We start from the raw sequence: 13,547 nt of genomic DNA on the forward strand, positions 1-13,547 counted from the left end.
AAGCCCCCTGCGGACCCGCCCACTACGAGGCGGGGGACGGCTGGAAGGCCACGGCGCTGAAGGGCGGGTTCCGGAGGTGCGTGCACCTCGTCCGAGACCGCCGGCAGCGAGGCGCAGGACCGGGACGTCGACAAGACACCGCGACGAGAAAGACGGCCGCGATCGGGGGTGATGCCCGGCCGCTGCCGCGGGCGCCGCGGGGATCGGATCCCGCGCGTACACGGCCGACACCTGGGTTCCCGCGGCGTCCCGCGTCCCGCGTGTTGCTTCCTGGGCCATGCCCCCGGCGCCGAAAGGCGGGTGAGGACGATGGCGCACATGGCTCGTCCCGGTATAGTTCGAGCGACCACCTCTCGCCCATAGAGTCCGTATCGCACGACTCGCCGGAGCGGAGCAAAAGCGATGCAGACTCGAGACAATGGATGGGAAAAGTCCGCATCGGCCTGGATCTCGGAAATCGGTGAGCAGGGCGATTACGGCCGGACATACGTGCTCGATACGCCGATGCTTGAACGGGTTCGGAGTCGATCTTTCGGCCGGGCTCTCGATATCGGATGTGGGGAAGGCCGTTTCTGCCGGATGCTGCGGGCGGAAGGTATCGTGCCGGTCGGTATCGAGCCGACGCCCACCCTGCGCGACGCTGCGATCGCCCGCGATCCATCGGGCACCTACATCGCCGCCAGGGCCGAAACCCTTCCGTTTGCGGACGGCGCGTTCGATCTCGTCGTGAGTTATCTGACGCTGATCGATATCGACGGTCTTGAAGCAGCCATCGCCGAGATGACCCGCGTGCTCCGGCCCGGCGGCTCTCTCCTGATCGCCAATCTCAACAGCTTCAACACCGCGGGTGAATGGCACGAGCGCGACGACGGATCCCGCTCTTTCGTGCTCGACAATTATATGCTCGCGCGCTCCGAGTGGGTGAGTTGGCGCGGAATCACGATCCGGAATTGGCACCGCCCCTTCAGCGCGTACATGAAACCCCTGCTCAGCTCAGGCTTGCGCCTGATCCACTTCGACGAGCCGCTTCCAACCGGCGGCGATCCCGAACGGGTCCGGCAGCACCGTCGAGCCCCGTACTTCCACGTCATGGAATGGCAAAACCGCTGAAGACGGCCCGACCACGGCGTCTGCCTTGGCGCGGCGCGGTCGGATGTGGAGCGAGCGCGCCCCTTGCGCAGGACCGGCCAATTACGCATATAGATACGAACAAAAAGAGAACAAAAGCGCGTCGTCCAACAAAGCTGTGGACGGCGCGGCCTCCTCCCGCCGGTACGAGCCCCGCATGCGAACCGCCGACAAGCAGATCGCCGACATCCTCGTCCGCTACGGCGAGCCCTTCGGGGGCAACGTCTGGCGCGTGCAGGGCACGGCCGTGATCTATCACAAGACCCTGGAGCGCATCGCCGCGCAGGCCGGGATCGTGTTCGAACCGCCGACCATCATCCGCGCCGAGCGGGACGAAGCCGTGATCCTGGTGACCGGCCGGCTGCCGGGGACGAAGCCCGGCACCGAACGTGTCGAGTGGTCGCTCGGCGAGGCGCTGGTCAACGTGAACTACCGCGTCTCGGGCAAGCAGGCGGCCTACGTCTACGCCATGGCCGAGAAGCGCGGAAAGGACCGCGTGATCCTCAAGCTCATCGAGCTGCACGGCCTCGTCTACAGCGAGGAGGAAGCCGACGAGTTCCGCGCGCACCAGATCCCCGTCCGGGCCGTGGACGAGGATTTCGAGGAGCCGGCCGCCTTCGACGAGGTCACCGAGGCCGAGGGCGATCTCAAGCGCCGCATCGACGAGGCCGAGACGATCAACGCCGTCACCGACCTGATGCTGGACGGTGCCACCCAGGCGATCCTGGCGACGATGCCGGCCGGCACCCGCGACGAGGTTCGCGACTACGCCAAGGCACGCCTTGTGGCCCTCGGCTGGCCGAAGCGGGCCGGGCGCCGCAGCGCCGCCTGACCCTCAGCACACCTTCACCCCAACCGCAGGAGACCGCCATGCATCGCGCGACGAGCCGCCGCACCATGAAGGCCCGCCGGGACTCCCACCAGAGCTGGAGCATCGAGACGCTGTCCTACAGCCCGACCCGGATCGTGCGCCTCGGATCCGAGAAGGTGGCGATCCTGTTCCCTCCGGTCGAGCCCGGGGCGGCCTGGCAGCTCTATCCGCATCCCGACGCGTTCCCGGGGCTCAACTTCGAGGGTCTGCCCGAGCCGTTGCGGCCGGAATTCCTCGCCTTCCCGGACCTGCCCGAGGTCGAGCGCTTCCTCGGCATCCGCGACGCGCAGCCCACCGCCCTCGCGGCGTGAGGGGTTCCATCAGGCCAGCGGCCAGGGTGCTCCGCGATGGAGTGCGTCGGCCTCCGGCGTGAAGCCGCCGTCGGGTTCGTGCAGCACGAGGCCCGGAAGCAGGCGCGGCGCCGCGCGGCTGCCCCGGATCGCCGCGATCAGCACGCGGATCGCCGGTGTGTCGCCGCGAGCATGGACGGGACGGATCGCCACGGCGCCGTAGCGCCCCTTGAGCGCGTCGAGGGCAGCGGGCAGCGCGTCGGCCCTGTGGATGAGCCCGAGCCGGCCGCCCGGCCGGAGGATCCCCGTGCAGGCGCGGATCCACAGGTCCAGGCTGCCCTCCGCGAAGGTGTGGGCCGCGGCCCGCCCCGGATGCGGCGAGGCGCGGTGGCTGCCGGCCGCGAAGAACGGCGGGTTGGTGAGCACCACGTCGAATGCGTCCGGCGAGAGACCTGCGGCGCGGCGTTCCGCCGCTGGCGCGAGCACATCGGCCACGATGACACGGGCGTCGATACCGTTGAGCGCGGCATTCGCTCGGGCCAGTTCGGCGAGCATCGGATCGCGCTCCACCAGGGTGGGCTGAAGCCCCCGCGCCAGCGCGGCGCAGGCGAGCCCGACCGCGCCGGTCCCGGCCCCGATGTCGCAGACCCGATCACCCGCGCTCACGGGGAGCAGCCGCGCGAGCAGGACCGCGTCCGTCCCCGCCCGATGGGCTCCCCGCGGCGGCTGGTGCAGGCGCAGCAATCCGCCCAGGAAGGCGTCCGGCTCAGCCATCACGGTTGGCGCAGTTCGTGCCCGATCCCGGCATCGGCGAGCAGGCGCCGGGCCTGGGCCTCGTGGTCGCGCGGCACCAGGAGGCGCTGGCCGAACACGCCGATGGAGCCCTCCATCAGGCTCATGTGGCTGTCCGCCACGAGGACCGGGATCTCGGCGGCTTCGAGGACCGAGCGCGCGAAGCCGATCAGTACGATATCGTTGGCCCGGATCAGCTCAATCATCGCGCACTTGTCGTCATCAACAGGCACATCGGCGGTTTCGTCGCGCGAGATCCGCGTTGCCGGTACACCATATCCCTCCGGGGACGATGTTGCGGCGCCGCGGGACGCGTGCGAAGGGATCGCCCACCCGGCGACGGGCAACCGGTCTGGAGGCTACGGATCTTGGGTATGGCCCTCTCCATCGAGAACCCGAAGCCCGAGGCGGAGGCGGGGCTGAACGACCTCGTCGCGCTCGTGGCTGACGGCATGGCGCGGGTCAACACCACGATCCTGTCGCGGACGGGATCCGACGTGGCGATGATTCCCGAAGTCGCCAACCACCTGATCGCCTCCGGAGGCAAGCGCCTGCGCCCGATCCTGACCCTCGCCTGCGCCCAGCTCTGCGGCTACGCGGGCGGGACCGACGGGGACGTCAAGCTCGCCGCCAGCGTCGAGTTCATGCACACCGCCACGCTCCTGCACGACGACGTGGTCGACGAGAGCGACATGCGCCGCGGTCGCGTCGCGGCCCGGATCAAGTGGGGCAACGAGGCCTCGGTGCTGGTCGGCGACTTCCTGCTCGGACAGGCCTTCCGGATGATGGTCGAGGTCGGCTCCTTGAAGGCCCTCGACATCCTCTCAGCCGCCGCCACGGTGATCGCCGAGGGCGAGGTGATGCAACTCACCAATGCCAAGAACCTGGAGACCGACGAGGCCGCCTACCTTGCGGTGATCCGCGGCAAGACCGCCGAGCTGTTCGCCGCCGCCTGCGAGGTCGGGCCTGTGCTGGCCGGGCGCCCGGAGGCCGAGCAGGCCGCGGCGCGCGCCTATGGGATGAATCTCGGCATCGCCTTCCAGCTGATCGACGACGTGCTGGATTACGGCGGAACGTCGGCCGAGCTCGGCAAGAACGTCGGCGACGATTTCCGCGAGGGCAAGATCACCCTGCCGATCGTTCTGGCCCATCGCCGGGCCAGCGAGGGCGAACGCGGCTTCTGGCGGCGGACCCTTCAGCAGGGCGAGATCCGCGACGGCGATCTGGAGACGGCCCTCGACCTGCTCCAGCGGCACGGCACCCTCGAGGAGACGGTGGCCCGCGCCCAGCATTACGGCGCCGAGGCGCGCGCCGCCCTCGACATCTTCCCCGACGGCGCCGTGAAGGCGGCGCTCCTCGGTGCCGTGGAGTTCTGCGTCGCGCGGGCGCGCTGAGGGCCGGTGCTCACGCGTCCAGCGTTGACAGCCACCAGTCTCCGCCATCGTACCAGCAGCTCGCGTCGCGCGCGCCGGTGAAGCGGAGCGACCGCACCGCGAACAGTCCGCCTCCGGCAAAAGCCGCGTTGAGCCGGACCGCATCGCCGTCGTCGGCATCCTGAAGCGCGATGAACGTCGCCAGGGACACGAACCGAGCCGGCCACGCCGCGTCGTTGGCCGTCCGGCGGACCAGCAGCAGGCCGCCCCGCCTCTGCGGGCCCTGGAGCGGGAAGAGCAGCCGTCCATCCGGCCTCAGGGCATCGAGCCACGCGCGGGCCGGCCGCGCCGTCCCGGCATTGACGTAGATCGCGTCGGCCGGCGGCAATCCCGCCGTGACCCCGGAGCGCGCCGCGACCTGCGCCCAGGGCCAGGGTGCGAGATTGGCGGCCGTCCGGGCGGCGAGGTCGGGATCGATCTCGTAGGCGTGGACCCGGCCTCCCGGACCGACCAGATGGGCCAGCAGAGCAGTGTAGTAGCCGCTGCCGCTGCCGACCTGGATCACGGTTTCGCCAGGACGCAGCCCCAGCGCGGCGAGGCATAGGGCGTGGAGGCTGGGCTGTCCGATGTTGACGCCCCGCTCCGGGTCGAGGGCGACGAGCACGTCCTGGTAGAGGAAGGCCGGATCGGCGTCGGGCGTGCGGACGTAATGCGGACGCTGCTCCGGGGATCGGACGATCGTGGCGCAGGGGATCGACCAGGGTCCGGGCCCGGCGAAGATCTCCCGCGGGATCGCCGCGAAAGCGGCCGTGATCTCCGGCGCGGCCCGGCCCGTGACGAGTTCGGCGTAGAACCGCCGAAGCTTGACGGTGCGCGACTTCGCCTCGTCCATGTCGGTCATTTCGGTCTCCCGGGAAGCCCGTTCGCCGGCGCCCGTCGCGTCAACGCCCCACGGGCGCGAGCGCGTCGGTGAGGGCCGGTGCCAGCCCGCGCAGCTCCTCCAGATGGGCGTTCGTCAGCGTCCGCAGCAGCGCCTCGGCGCGGGGCGTGAGCGCCAGTTCGCTCCGCCGCCGATCCTCGACCGCGCGCCCCTTGGTCAGCAATCCGCCCTCGACCATCCGGGCGACCAGCTCGGCGGCGCTGTGGGGGGCGATGAGCAATTGTTCCGCCAGCAGCCCCACTGTGGCGGGTGCGCGCCCGGCATGACCGGCGAGGGTCAGCAGCGCCTGATGCTGCTGCGGCGGCAGCCCGACCCGGGCCGCCGCGGCTTCGCTGAAGGCCAGGAAGCGCCGGAGCCGGAAACGGAAATCCGCAAGGGCTGCGTACTGCTCCGCGGTGAGCGCGCCGGTCTCCGGCATGTCGACCGTCATGATCGCCTCTGCGGTGGGTTCAGCGGACGTACCAACGCGACGCACCGTTCCACAACGTGCCGCGCCACGACCGCAGCCGGCCGTTGTGGAATATATCGTAACCCGACATAAATGACAGACTCTGCACAGGGGAGACTTGAATGAACGGCCGGCTCGAGACGGCGCGCGGCGGAGACGGGCCGCGGCGGCGGACGCTTGGCGATTTCAGTGCCGACTGGCGCGTCCTCACCCTTGCCGGGATGGCGGTCATCACCGGCACGGCCGCGAGCGGCACCGCCTGGATCCTCCTCACCCTGATCGGCCTCGTCACCAACTTGGTCTGGTTCGGCCGCTTCGATACGGCGCTGACATCCCTTGCCGGCGCCACGCCCGGCCCCGGGATGGTGGCCATTCCCGTGATCGGCGCCCTCGTCGTCGGGGCCATGGCGCGCTACGGCTCGGAAAAGATCCGCGGCCACGGCATCCCGGAGGCGATGGAGGCGATCCTCATCGGCGGCAGCCGGATGTCGCCCAAGGTGGCGGTGCTCAAGCCGCTCTCCTCGGCCGTGGCGATCGGGACCGGCGGCCCGTTCGGCGCCGAGGGACCGATTATCGTCACGGGCGGTGCGGTCGGCTCGCTGTTCGCCCAGTTCTTTCATCTGAGCGCCGCCGAGCGGAAGACGCTGCTGGTGGCGGGCGCCGCCGCCGGCATGACGGCGATCTTCGGGACACCGGTGGCGGCCGTGCTGCTCGCCGTCGAGGTTCTGCTGTTCGAGTGGCGGCCGCGCAGCCTCGTCCCAGTGACTGTCGGCGCCGTGACGGCGACCTGCTGGCGGCCGGTGCTGTTCGGCGCCGGTCCGCTCTTCCCCTTCGCCGACAACCCGGCGCTGCCCTGGTGGGGGTTGCCCGCCTGCGCCGCCCTCGGGATCGCCTGCGGCCTGATCTCGGGCGTGCTGACGCGCGCGCTCTACGCCCTTGAGGACGGGTTCGGCCGGCTGCCGCTGCACTGGATGTGGTGGCCGGCGCTCGGCGCCGCCGTGGTCGGGCTCGGCGGCCTGGTCGAGCCGCGGGCGCTCGGCGTCGGCTACGATGTGATTCACGATCTGCTCTCCGGGCACATGCTGGCGAGCGCGGTGGTGATGATCCTGGTGGTGAAGACCGTGATCTGGCTCGCAGCCCTGTCGTCGGGCACGTCCGGCGGCGTGCTCGCGCCGCTGCTTATCGTCGGTGGTGCGGTCGGGTGGCTGATCGGGCTGCTTCTGCCCGGCGCGCACGGCTTCTGGGCGCTGATCGGCATGGCGGCGATGCTCGGCGGCACGCTGCCAGCGCCCCTGACCGGCGTGGTCTTCGCCGTCGAGATCACCGGCGACGTTGCCGCTCTGGCGCCGCTGCTGGCCGCCACCATGGCGGCCTACGCGGTCACCGTCCTGCTCCTCAAGCGCTCGATCCTCACCGAGAAGATCGCCCGGCGCGGCCAGCACGTGACCCGCGAATACGGGATCGATCCCTACGATCTCGCCCGCGTCGAGGCCGTGATGACGCGCACGGTCGAGACCCTGGCAGCCGACCTGCCGCTCGCCGAGGCGCTCGCCGCCATCGAGACCGGCGCCCACCATGCCTATCCCGTGGTCGATGGGGCCGGCCGTCCCGTAGGGCTGGTCTCGCGCGGCGATGCCCTGGACTGGGCGATGGAGGAGCGTGAAGGGGAAGAGGCAGAGGGCACCCTCGGCGAGCGGGTCTCGGATGCCGACGTTGCGGTGGTCCATCCCGGCGACGTGGTCTCGCACGCCCTCGACATGATGCTGTCAGCCGGGCAGGGGCGCCTGCCGGTCACCGATCCGGTGAGCGGCCGGCTGGTCGGGCTCCTGACCCGCAAGGATCTGCTGCAGGTGCGTGCCACGGTGGTCCGCTCCGAAGCCGAGCGCCGCGCGTTCTTCCGGAAGGGCCGGCTCGAGCGCCGCGCAGAAACGGGAGCCTGATCATGGGCCGTCGCGATCCGGGGACGACACACCGTATCGCTCGGCTTGGCCCCGGGACCGTGTACCTGATGGAAGACCAAAGCAACCGGGACCTTGCCCTCATCGTGTCGCGCACGGGACGGCGGGAGGCCCTGATGCTGAACCGGCGCGACGGGTTGGGAGGCGACCTGCCCCTGGTGTCCGATCTCGCCATGGACGCGGAGGTCACGGTCCTGCGTGGCGCCTTCCTGGCGCCCGCTGGCCCGCTCGCCGCCACGGCGTCCGGGCCCAGGGTTCGGATTCCGGCCGCGCTTCACTTCGCCGAAAGCAGCGCCTTCCTATGCGGCCGTGATCAGGCCGGCCAGCTGGCGACCTTCGATGTCCAAAGCGGTGCGGCCAGCGCGATCGACGTGGCCGGGCTGCCGCAGGCGGCCCGCTGGCGGGTGATGATCCCACAGGCTGGCGGCGTCGTCACCGTCTACGCGGCCGAACCGGGCTGAGATGCGTGCCGCAGGCACCTCACCGCAGGAAGGTCGGCGCCACCCACCAGCCCGGATGCGCCGCCCGCAGCACCGTCGCCGCCCGCACCGCTCCGCGCCGGTCGGCGAACAGGGCGAAGACCGTGGCGCCGGAGCCCGACATCCGCGCCAGCCTGCAGCCCTGTGCGCGCAGGGCCGCGAGCGCGGCGCCGATCACGGGCGCTACCGTGAGGGCCGGCGCTTCCAGGTCGTTGCGGGCCGGGGCGATCGCGGCCACGAGGGCCTCGCCGCCGAGATCCGGGGCGATGTCGGGGTGGGTGGCTCCGTCGAGGCTCTGACCGGGCTTGAGGCCCAGGGCCTTGAACACCGGCGCGGTGGGTACCGGAACGCCAGGATTGATCAGCACCGCCGGTTGCGGCGCGAGGCCCAGCGTTGGTCCGATCTCCTCCCCGACGCCGCGCATCATCCGGGCCCGCGGATCGAGGCAGACCGGCACGTCGGCGCCCGTCTCTCGCGCGGCCGCCACGACTGCGGCGTGATCGAGGGGCAATCCGTTGAGGCGGGCGAGCAGGCGCAAGGCCGTGGCGGCGTCGGAGGAGCCGCCGCCGATGCCGGCCGCTACTGGAAGGCGCTTGACGAGGTGGAAGGCGCCCGTCCGCAGCTCCGGCACCCGCCCGGCGAGCCCGCGTGCGGCGCGCAGGACGAGGTTGTCGCCTGTTGGGCCGGCCGGTCCGGCCGTGGGGCCGCTGACGGTGAGGCCGAGCGGCGCGTCGGGATCCAGGGTCAGCCGGTCGGCGGTGCCCGCGAAGGCCACGAGGCTCTCCAGCGCGTGGTAGCCGTCATCCGCCCGACGCCCGAGGATGTGGAGCGTCAGGTTGACCTTGGCGGAGGCGCGGTCTGCGAGAATGGGCACGGGGTCTCGGTCGGCTGATGATGACGGCTCCCGAGGCTCTACAGTTTCATGGCCGCAAACAACAGCTCAGCCCATATTGCCCTGCGGCGTGTATGGCAGCGCATCGCCCGGCCGGATCGTGATCAGATCCTCGGCGAGTTCGACTAGCCCGACACTGGCCGCGAGGCCGGACAGTGCGCCGGCAGGCGCCGGGACGGCGTGCGGCATCCCATTCCCATACGGCTGCAGGCAGACCCGCAGGGACTCGCGCTGGCCAGGGCGCTTCTGCGTGGCGAAGCCGCTCCGCACGATCAGGGCCGGCGCCAAGTCGCGCGCCCCCCGGACAGGTGCAGCACCAGCGGCTTCAGCACCGCCGGCGCCGTGACGTAGGCGGCGGGCGGGTTGCCTGGCAATCCGGCGAAGGCCGTCTCGGCGACCTGCCCCAGCGCTACGGGCTTGCCCGGCTTGAGCAGGCGGGTCTGCACGGGCGACCTCGCGGGTGTGGCGCGCCCGCTTGCGGCATCGGGGCCGCGCGATCAAACCCGCGGGGATGTCCCGGATCGCTCGACGCGCGGTCGAGCGATCCGCATCGTCGACCTGCCTCATCCCTGTCGTGGCCTCGGGCCGCCCGATCCTCTAGTCTCCGGTCGCCATGTCGACCGCCGCGCTTCCCGGCCAGCGTCACCTGTTCGAGGTGCCGGCCGATGTCAGCTACCTCGACGCCGCGGCATGGTCGCCGCTGCCGCGATCCGTCCGGGCCGCCGGCGAGGCGGGCATGCTGTTCAAGAGCCGCCCCTGGGATCATCCCCGCGCGGCGATTCCCGCGATGGCCGAGCGAGCCCGTGCGGCGGCCGCCCGGCTCATCGGGGCAGCCGTGGACGACGTGGCGATCGTCGGCTCGGTGAGCCACGCGATGGCGACGGCCGCGCGGAACCTCCACCCGCGTCCGGGCGGTCGCCTCCTCCGGGTGGCCGAGGAGTTTCCCTCCCTGCGCTTCGCCTTTGATCGTTTGGCCGCGGTCAACGGCCTGACGGTCGAGGAGGTCGCGCGACCCGACGACGGCGATTGGACGGCGGCGGTGCTGGCCGCGCTCGCCCGCCCGGGCGCAGCGCCGCTGGCGCTCGCCACCCTGACGCCGCTGCACTGGACCGACGGCGTCCGAATCGACCTCGACGCTCTTGCACCCGCCGTCCACGCGGCGGGGGGCAACCTCGTAATCGATGCGACCCAGGCCGTGGGTGCCGTCCCGATGGACGTGGCGCGCTGGCGGCCCGACTTCCTGGCTTTCCCGACCTACAAGTGGGCGCTCGGGCCTTACGGATTCGCCTGCCTGTACGCGGCGCCCCACCGCCAGGACGGCGCGGCGATCGAGGCGCATGTGGGCAACGTTCCGCCGGCCGTCGGGGCCCGCCGCTACGATCGGGGCGAACTGAACGATCCGGTCGTCCTCGCCATGGCGGCGGCGGCGCTGGAGCTGGTCGCCGGCTGGGATACGGCGTCCGTCGCGGTCCGGCTGCGCGCGCTGACGGATCGGCTCGCGGCCGGAGCGGAGGCTCTGGGGCTCGCGGTCGCGCCGCATCACCTGAGAGCCCCCCACATCCTCGGTTTGCGGCGGCCCAGCGGGTTGCCCGCTGGCCTCGTCAATCGCCTGAGCGAGCGGGGCGTATTCGCCAGCGAGCGCGCGGGCGCCTTGCGCCTCAGCCCGCATGTCTGGAACGACGACGATGACGTCGCGCGCTGCCTGGCGGCGCTCGGCGAAGCGCTGGGCGGCTGCCGCAGCGACAGCACGGAAACACAGGGCCGCTAAGCCGAGCCCGACCGATGAGATGCGGGTGCCCCGCACGGGATCGCGCCTAGATGAGCCTCTGGCGCCGATGGCGCCGGTGTCTGAGGAAAGCTTTTCCAAGCCGCATGTCAGGATCGATGCCGCCTCCCGGTGAGATTCTCCGCACACCGGATCAGCGTGGCGCCGGTCGAACGCGGCTGTCGCGCGCCATCCGGGCCGGTTCCTCAGGACGGTTTGCCGTGATCCTCTCAGGCGAACTGATCCAGAGCCTGTTCCACTTCGTGCTCAACATCCTGCTGGTGCGCGAACTCGACGCGCACGATTACGGCTTGTTCGCGATCGTCTTCGCGGTGGGCGCCGTCGGGATCACCTACATCCGCGCCCTGGTGGCGGTCCCCGCGACGCTCCATCTGGCCCGGAGCCTCGGTCGACCGGCGGCTCTGGGCTACGACGTCATGTTCGGCTCCGGGGCGGTCCTCGTCGCCGGCGTGTTGGGCCTCGGAGTCGGCGCGGCCTTAGTGCCGGTGATCGGCCTCGGCGCTCTGGCGGGCGGGGCGTTCGCGGGCCTCTACGCCTTCCGCAGCTATCTCCGGATCGTGCTCCTCGCTCGCGGGCGTCCGCGGATCGCCGGCCTGAGCGACCTCGTCTACGCCGTTTGCGGCGGTCTGATCGTGGCGCGCGGCCTCACCGGTGCCGGCACGGCGCTGCTCGACCGGGCCTTCGTGGCAATCGCCGTGGCGCACGCGATCGCCATCGCGGTGGCTTACGGGGCGGTTCGCGAGCGTCTGCGATTCTCGCTGCACGCGCGGGCGCGGGCGCGCTACCGGGCAATCTGGCGGACGCTGGCGTGGTCCCTGGCGGGCGTCACCAGCCTCACCGTGCAGGGCCAGGGCCTCACGCTCCTCTTCGGCGTCCTGGCCGGGCCCGCCGCCTACGCGCCGATTGCCGCGACGCTCGTCCTCTACGCCCCGCTGCGCATTCCCACGAGCGCGCTGATGAACATGGTCTTGCCCGAGATCAGCGGGCTGCTGGCCAACGGCGAGGTCCAGGCCGCGCGCCGCCTCGTCGTCCGCCATATGGTTTTGCTCGGCTCCGCCTGCCTCGCCTACGGGGCGGTGATGGCGTCGGCCCTGCCGCTGATCGAGGAGATCCTGTTCAAGGGGCGGTTCGCGGGCGAGCCGATGGGCTGGATCGGGCTCGGCGTCTGGGCCGTGGTGACCGTCTCGCTGCTCTACGCGATCCCGCGCGCCTATCTGGAAGCGTCCGCGGATTTCCGGACCATCACGGCGGGTGCGGTGGCGAGCGCCGCCATCGGATTCGCCATCATGGTGCCGGCCCTGCTGATGCTGCCGCCGGTCACTGCACTCCTGGGCCTCATCGCCTCCGAACTCGCCACCCTCGCCTGGTCGGTGGAGGCGTTCCGCGGCCGCGCGCGCGGGCTAAGCCTCCGGCGGGCCGCCGGGTCAGCCTGACCGCGCGCCCCCAGGCCTCAGGCCGCCGCTTCCGCCGCCGGTGCCCCGCCGCTCTGCGGCGCGGTCCCGCCGAAGCGGCGCCGTGCCGCGTGCCCGACGCTGTCGGCGACGCGGGCGGCCAAGCCCAGCGGCGTACGCGCGCCCATCATCGAGGCCAGGGTCAGGTTCTGCGTGCCGAAGCGACCCTTGAAGCCCTCGTCGCCACAGAGGAAATCCACGGTGTGCAGCCCGCGGTCGATCGACCACATGATGTAGTCCATCATCAGCACCATGCCCGGCGAGCCGCGCTCGACGGCCGGATCGTAGGTGGTGACGAAGGCCATCATCGTGCCGGCCTGGACGAAGTTGATCGACACCGCCACGACCTCGCCGCCGCATTCCAGCACGAAGGCGTGGAGCAGCCCCGTCTCGGCCAGCACCCGCACCATGGCGGGCAGCGCCTGGGAGCCCTCGTCGTAGAACGCCGTGGAGGCGAGGGCGTGGGTCGCGAGCCAGGCCCGCTTGAAGGTCGTCAGCCGGTCGAGGACCGGGCCGAGCGGCTCCTCCGAGCCGAGCAGGCGGAAGGCGAGGGGGCCGCGTTCGCCCATGAACTTCTGGCCGCGCCTGTAATTCTGACGCGTCTTCTTCGACTGCGCGTCGAACCACGCCTGCCCGGTCTTCCAGGGGCCGCGCACCCGCCAGTTCGCCTCATCGCGATGGTTCAGATGCAGCCGGATCCCGCCGCTTGCCGGTTCGAGCAGCGTCCGCGCCGCAGCCTCCGGAAGCAACCGGTTCAGATAGGCGAGATCGAAGCCGCCGGTCCGGCCGGCATGGCGCCACATCCTCCGCACGAGGTCCCGGTCGGCTTCCGGCGCCAGCAGCGCGTCCCCGAAATCCGAGCAGTCCTTGGCGGCCCACTCGAGCACACGGAAGCCCTTCCGCCGGACGGTGGCGAGGGGCATCACGCCGATGAGGTCCTGGCCTCGCCAAGCCAGCGCGATGGCCAGGGTGCGACGGTCCCTGTCGGCGGCGCTCGCCCACCACGCGGAGATCCAGGCATGACTCTGGAAGATGAGCGCGCCGCTGCGCGCCCACAGGTCGCTCCACGCGGGTCCGACCTCAGCCAGGCGCTCGGCCGTGCGGATCGTCTCGAAGCGTTCCTGCATGCGGTCCTGCAT

Annotated in this window: 16 protein-coding genes; 8 read left to right on the top strand and 8 right to left on the bottom strand. The window is 71.4% G+C overall.

The annotated features are described in order from the left end of the window. Nucleotides 1-402: 402 nt before the first annotated feature. From ACLBX9_RS13350 to ACLBX9_RS13360, 3 genes are all read left to right on the top strand, one after another. Nucleotides 403-1,110, top strand: a complete 708-nt coding sequence (locus ACLBX9_RS13350) for a class I SAM-dependent methyltransferase (RefSeq protein WP_447719274.1) — start codon at nt 403-405, stop codon at nt 1,108-1,110. Nucleotides 1,111-1,285: 175 nt separating this feature from the next. Continuing rightward, complete coding sequence (locus ACLBX9_RS13355; RefSeq protein ID WP_010682752.1) at nt 1,286-1,960, top strand: hypothetical protein; 675 nt, start codon at nt 1,286-1,288, stop codon at nt 1,958-1,960. A gap of 38 nt (nt 1,961-1,998) precedes the next feature. Next, on the top strand, nt 1,999-2,310 hold the full coding sequence (locus tag ACLBX9_RS13360; RefSeq protein WP_010682753.1) for a hypothetical protein: 312 nt from the start codon (nt 1,999-2,001) through the stop codon (nt 2,308-2,310). Nucleotides 2,311-2,319: 9 nt separating this feature from the next. On the opposite strand, the gene ACLBX9_RS13365 is transcribed toward ACLBX9_RS13360, so the two are convergent. Together ACLBX9_RS13365 and ACLBX9_RS13370 are read right to left on the bottom strand one after the other, a co-directional pair. After that, entirely contained in the window at nt 2,320-3,063 is a 744-nt protein-coding gene (locus tag ACLBX9_RS13365; protein ID WP_447719275.1) for a tRNA1(Val) (adenine(37)-N6)-methyltransferase, read from the bottom strand. Continuing rightward, the gene (locus tag ACLBX9_RS13370) at nt 3,063-3,287 is read right to left on the bottom strand and encodes a putative signal transducing protein (protein ID WP_039892370.1); all 225 of its coding nucleotides are present in this window, start codon (nt 3,285-3,287) and stop codon (nt 3,063-3,065) included. The genes ACLBX9_RS13365 and ACLBX9_RS13370 overlap by 1 nt, the downstream gene beginning before the upstream one ends. Before the next feature lie 168 nt (nt 3,288-3,455). Between ACLBX9_RS13370 and ACLBX9_RS13375 the strand changes: the two genes are divergently transcribed. Then, the gene (locus ACLBX9_RS13375; RefSeq protein ID WP_010682756.1) at nt 3,456-4,475 is read left to right on the top strand and encodes a polyprenyl synthetase family protein; all 1,020 of its coding nucleotides are present in this window, start codon (nt 3,456-3,458) and stop codon (nt 4,473-4,475) included. 10 nt (nt 4,476-4,485) lie between these two features. Here ACLBX9_RS13375 and ACLBX9_RS13380 read toward each other — a convergent pair whose 3' ends face one another. Both ACLBX9_RS13380 and ACLBX9_RS13385 read right to left on the bottom strand, forming a co-directional pair. Further along, a complete protein-coding gene (locus ACLBX9_RS13380; protein WP_010682757.1) occupies nt 4,486-5,355 on the bottom strand; it encodes a protein-L-isoaspartate O-methyltransferase family protein in 870 nt (289 codons plus the stop codon). Nucleotides 5,356-5,395: 40 nt separating this feature from the next. Continuing rightward, nucleotides 5,396-5,824 carry a MarR family winged helix-turn-helix transcriptional regulator gene (locus tag ACLBX9_RS13385; RefSeq protein WP_010682758.1) on the bottom strand — a complete coding sequence of 143 codons (429 nt, stop codon included), beginning with the start codon at nt 5,822-5,824 and terminating at the stop codon, nt 5,396-5,398. 140 nt (nt 5,825-5,964) lie between these two features. On the opposite strand from ACLBX9_RS13385, the gene ACLBX9_RS13390 reads away from it, so the two are divergent. After that, entirely contained in the window at nt 5,965-7,782 is a 1,818-nt protein-coding gene (locus ACLBX9_RS13390; RefSeq protein ID WP_447719276.1) for a chloride channel protein, read from the top strand. A gap of 68 nt (nt 7,783-7,850) precedes the next feature. Continuing rightward, nucleotides 7,851-8,261: a hypothetical protein gene (locus ACLBX9_RS13395; RefSeq protein WP_447719277.1), complete on the top strand. Its 411-nt coding sequence runs from the start codon at nt 7,851-7,853 to the stop codon at nt 8,259-8,261. Between the two features lie 19 nt (nt 8,262-8,280). Here ACLBX9_RS13395 and ACLBX9_RS13400 read toward each other — a convergent pair whose 3' ends face one another. From ACLBX9_RS13400 to ACLBX9_RS13410, 3 genes are all read right to left on the bottom strand, one after another. After that, the gene (locus ACLBX9_RS13400; protein WP_010682761.1) at nt 8,281-9,153 is read right to left on the bottom strand and encodes a 4-(cytidine 5'-diphospho)-2-C-methyl-D-erythritol kinase; all 873 of its coding nucleotides are present in this window, start codon (nt 9,151-9,153) and stop codon (nt 8,281-8,283) included. Between the two features lie 66 nt (nt 9,154-9,219). After that, nucleotides 9,220-9,459 (bottom strand): hypothetical protein, encoded by a 240-nt coding sequence (locus ACLBX9_RS13405; RefSeq protein WP_039892371.1) that lies wholly within the window; start codon nt 9,457-9,459, stop codon nt 9,220-9,222. Beyond that, nucleotides 9,444-9,617 carry a hypothetical protein gene (locus tag ACLBX9_RS13410; RefSeq protein ID WP_244625651.1) on the bottom strand — a complete coding sequence of 58 codons (174 nt, stop codon included), beginning with the start codon at nt 9,615-9,617 and terminating at the stop codon, nt 9,444-9,446. The genes ACLBX9_RS13405 and ACLBX9_RS13410 overlap by 16 nt, the downstream gene beginning before the upstream one ends. A 167-nt stretch (nt 9,618-9,784) precedes the next feature. Here ACLBX9_RS13410 and ACLBX9_RS13415 point away from each other — a divergent pair, with 167 nt between their 5' ends. Continuing rightward, entirely contained in the window at nt 9,785-10,939 is a 1,155-nt protein-coding gene (locus ACLBX9_RS13415; protein ID WP_447719278.1) for an aminotransferase class V-fold PLP-dependent enzyme, read from the top strand. A 218-nt stretch (nt 10,940-11,157) separates the two neighbouring features. Beyond that, nucleotides 11,158-12,390, top strand: a complete 1,233-nt coding sequence (locus ACLBX9_RS13420; protein ID WP_447719279.1) for a hypothetical protein — start codon at nt 11,158-11,160, stop codon at nt 12,388-12,390. Nucleotides 12,391-12,407: 17 nt separating this feature from the next. Here the strand turns inward: ACLBX9_RS13420 and ACLBX9_RS13425 are convergent, their stop codons facing one another. Next, a complete protein-coding gene (locus ACLBX9_RS13425; RefSeq protein ID WP_447719311.1) occupies nt 12,408-13,547 on the bottom strand; it encodes a GNAT family N-acetyltransferase in 1,140 nt (379 codons plus the stop codon).

The organism is Methylobacterium sp. A49B (assembly GCF_053346215.1).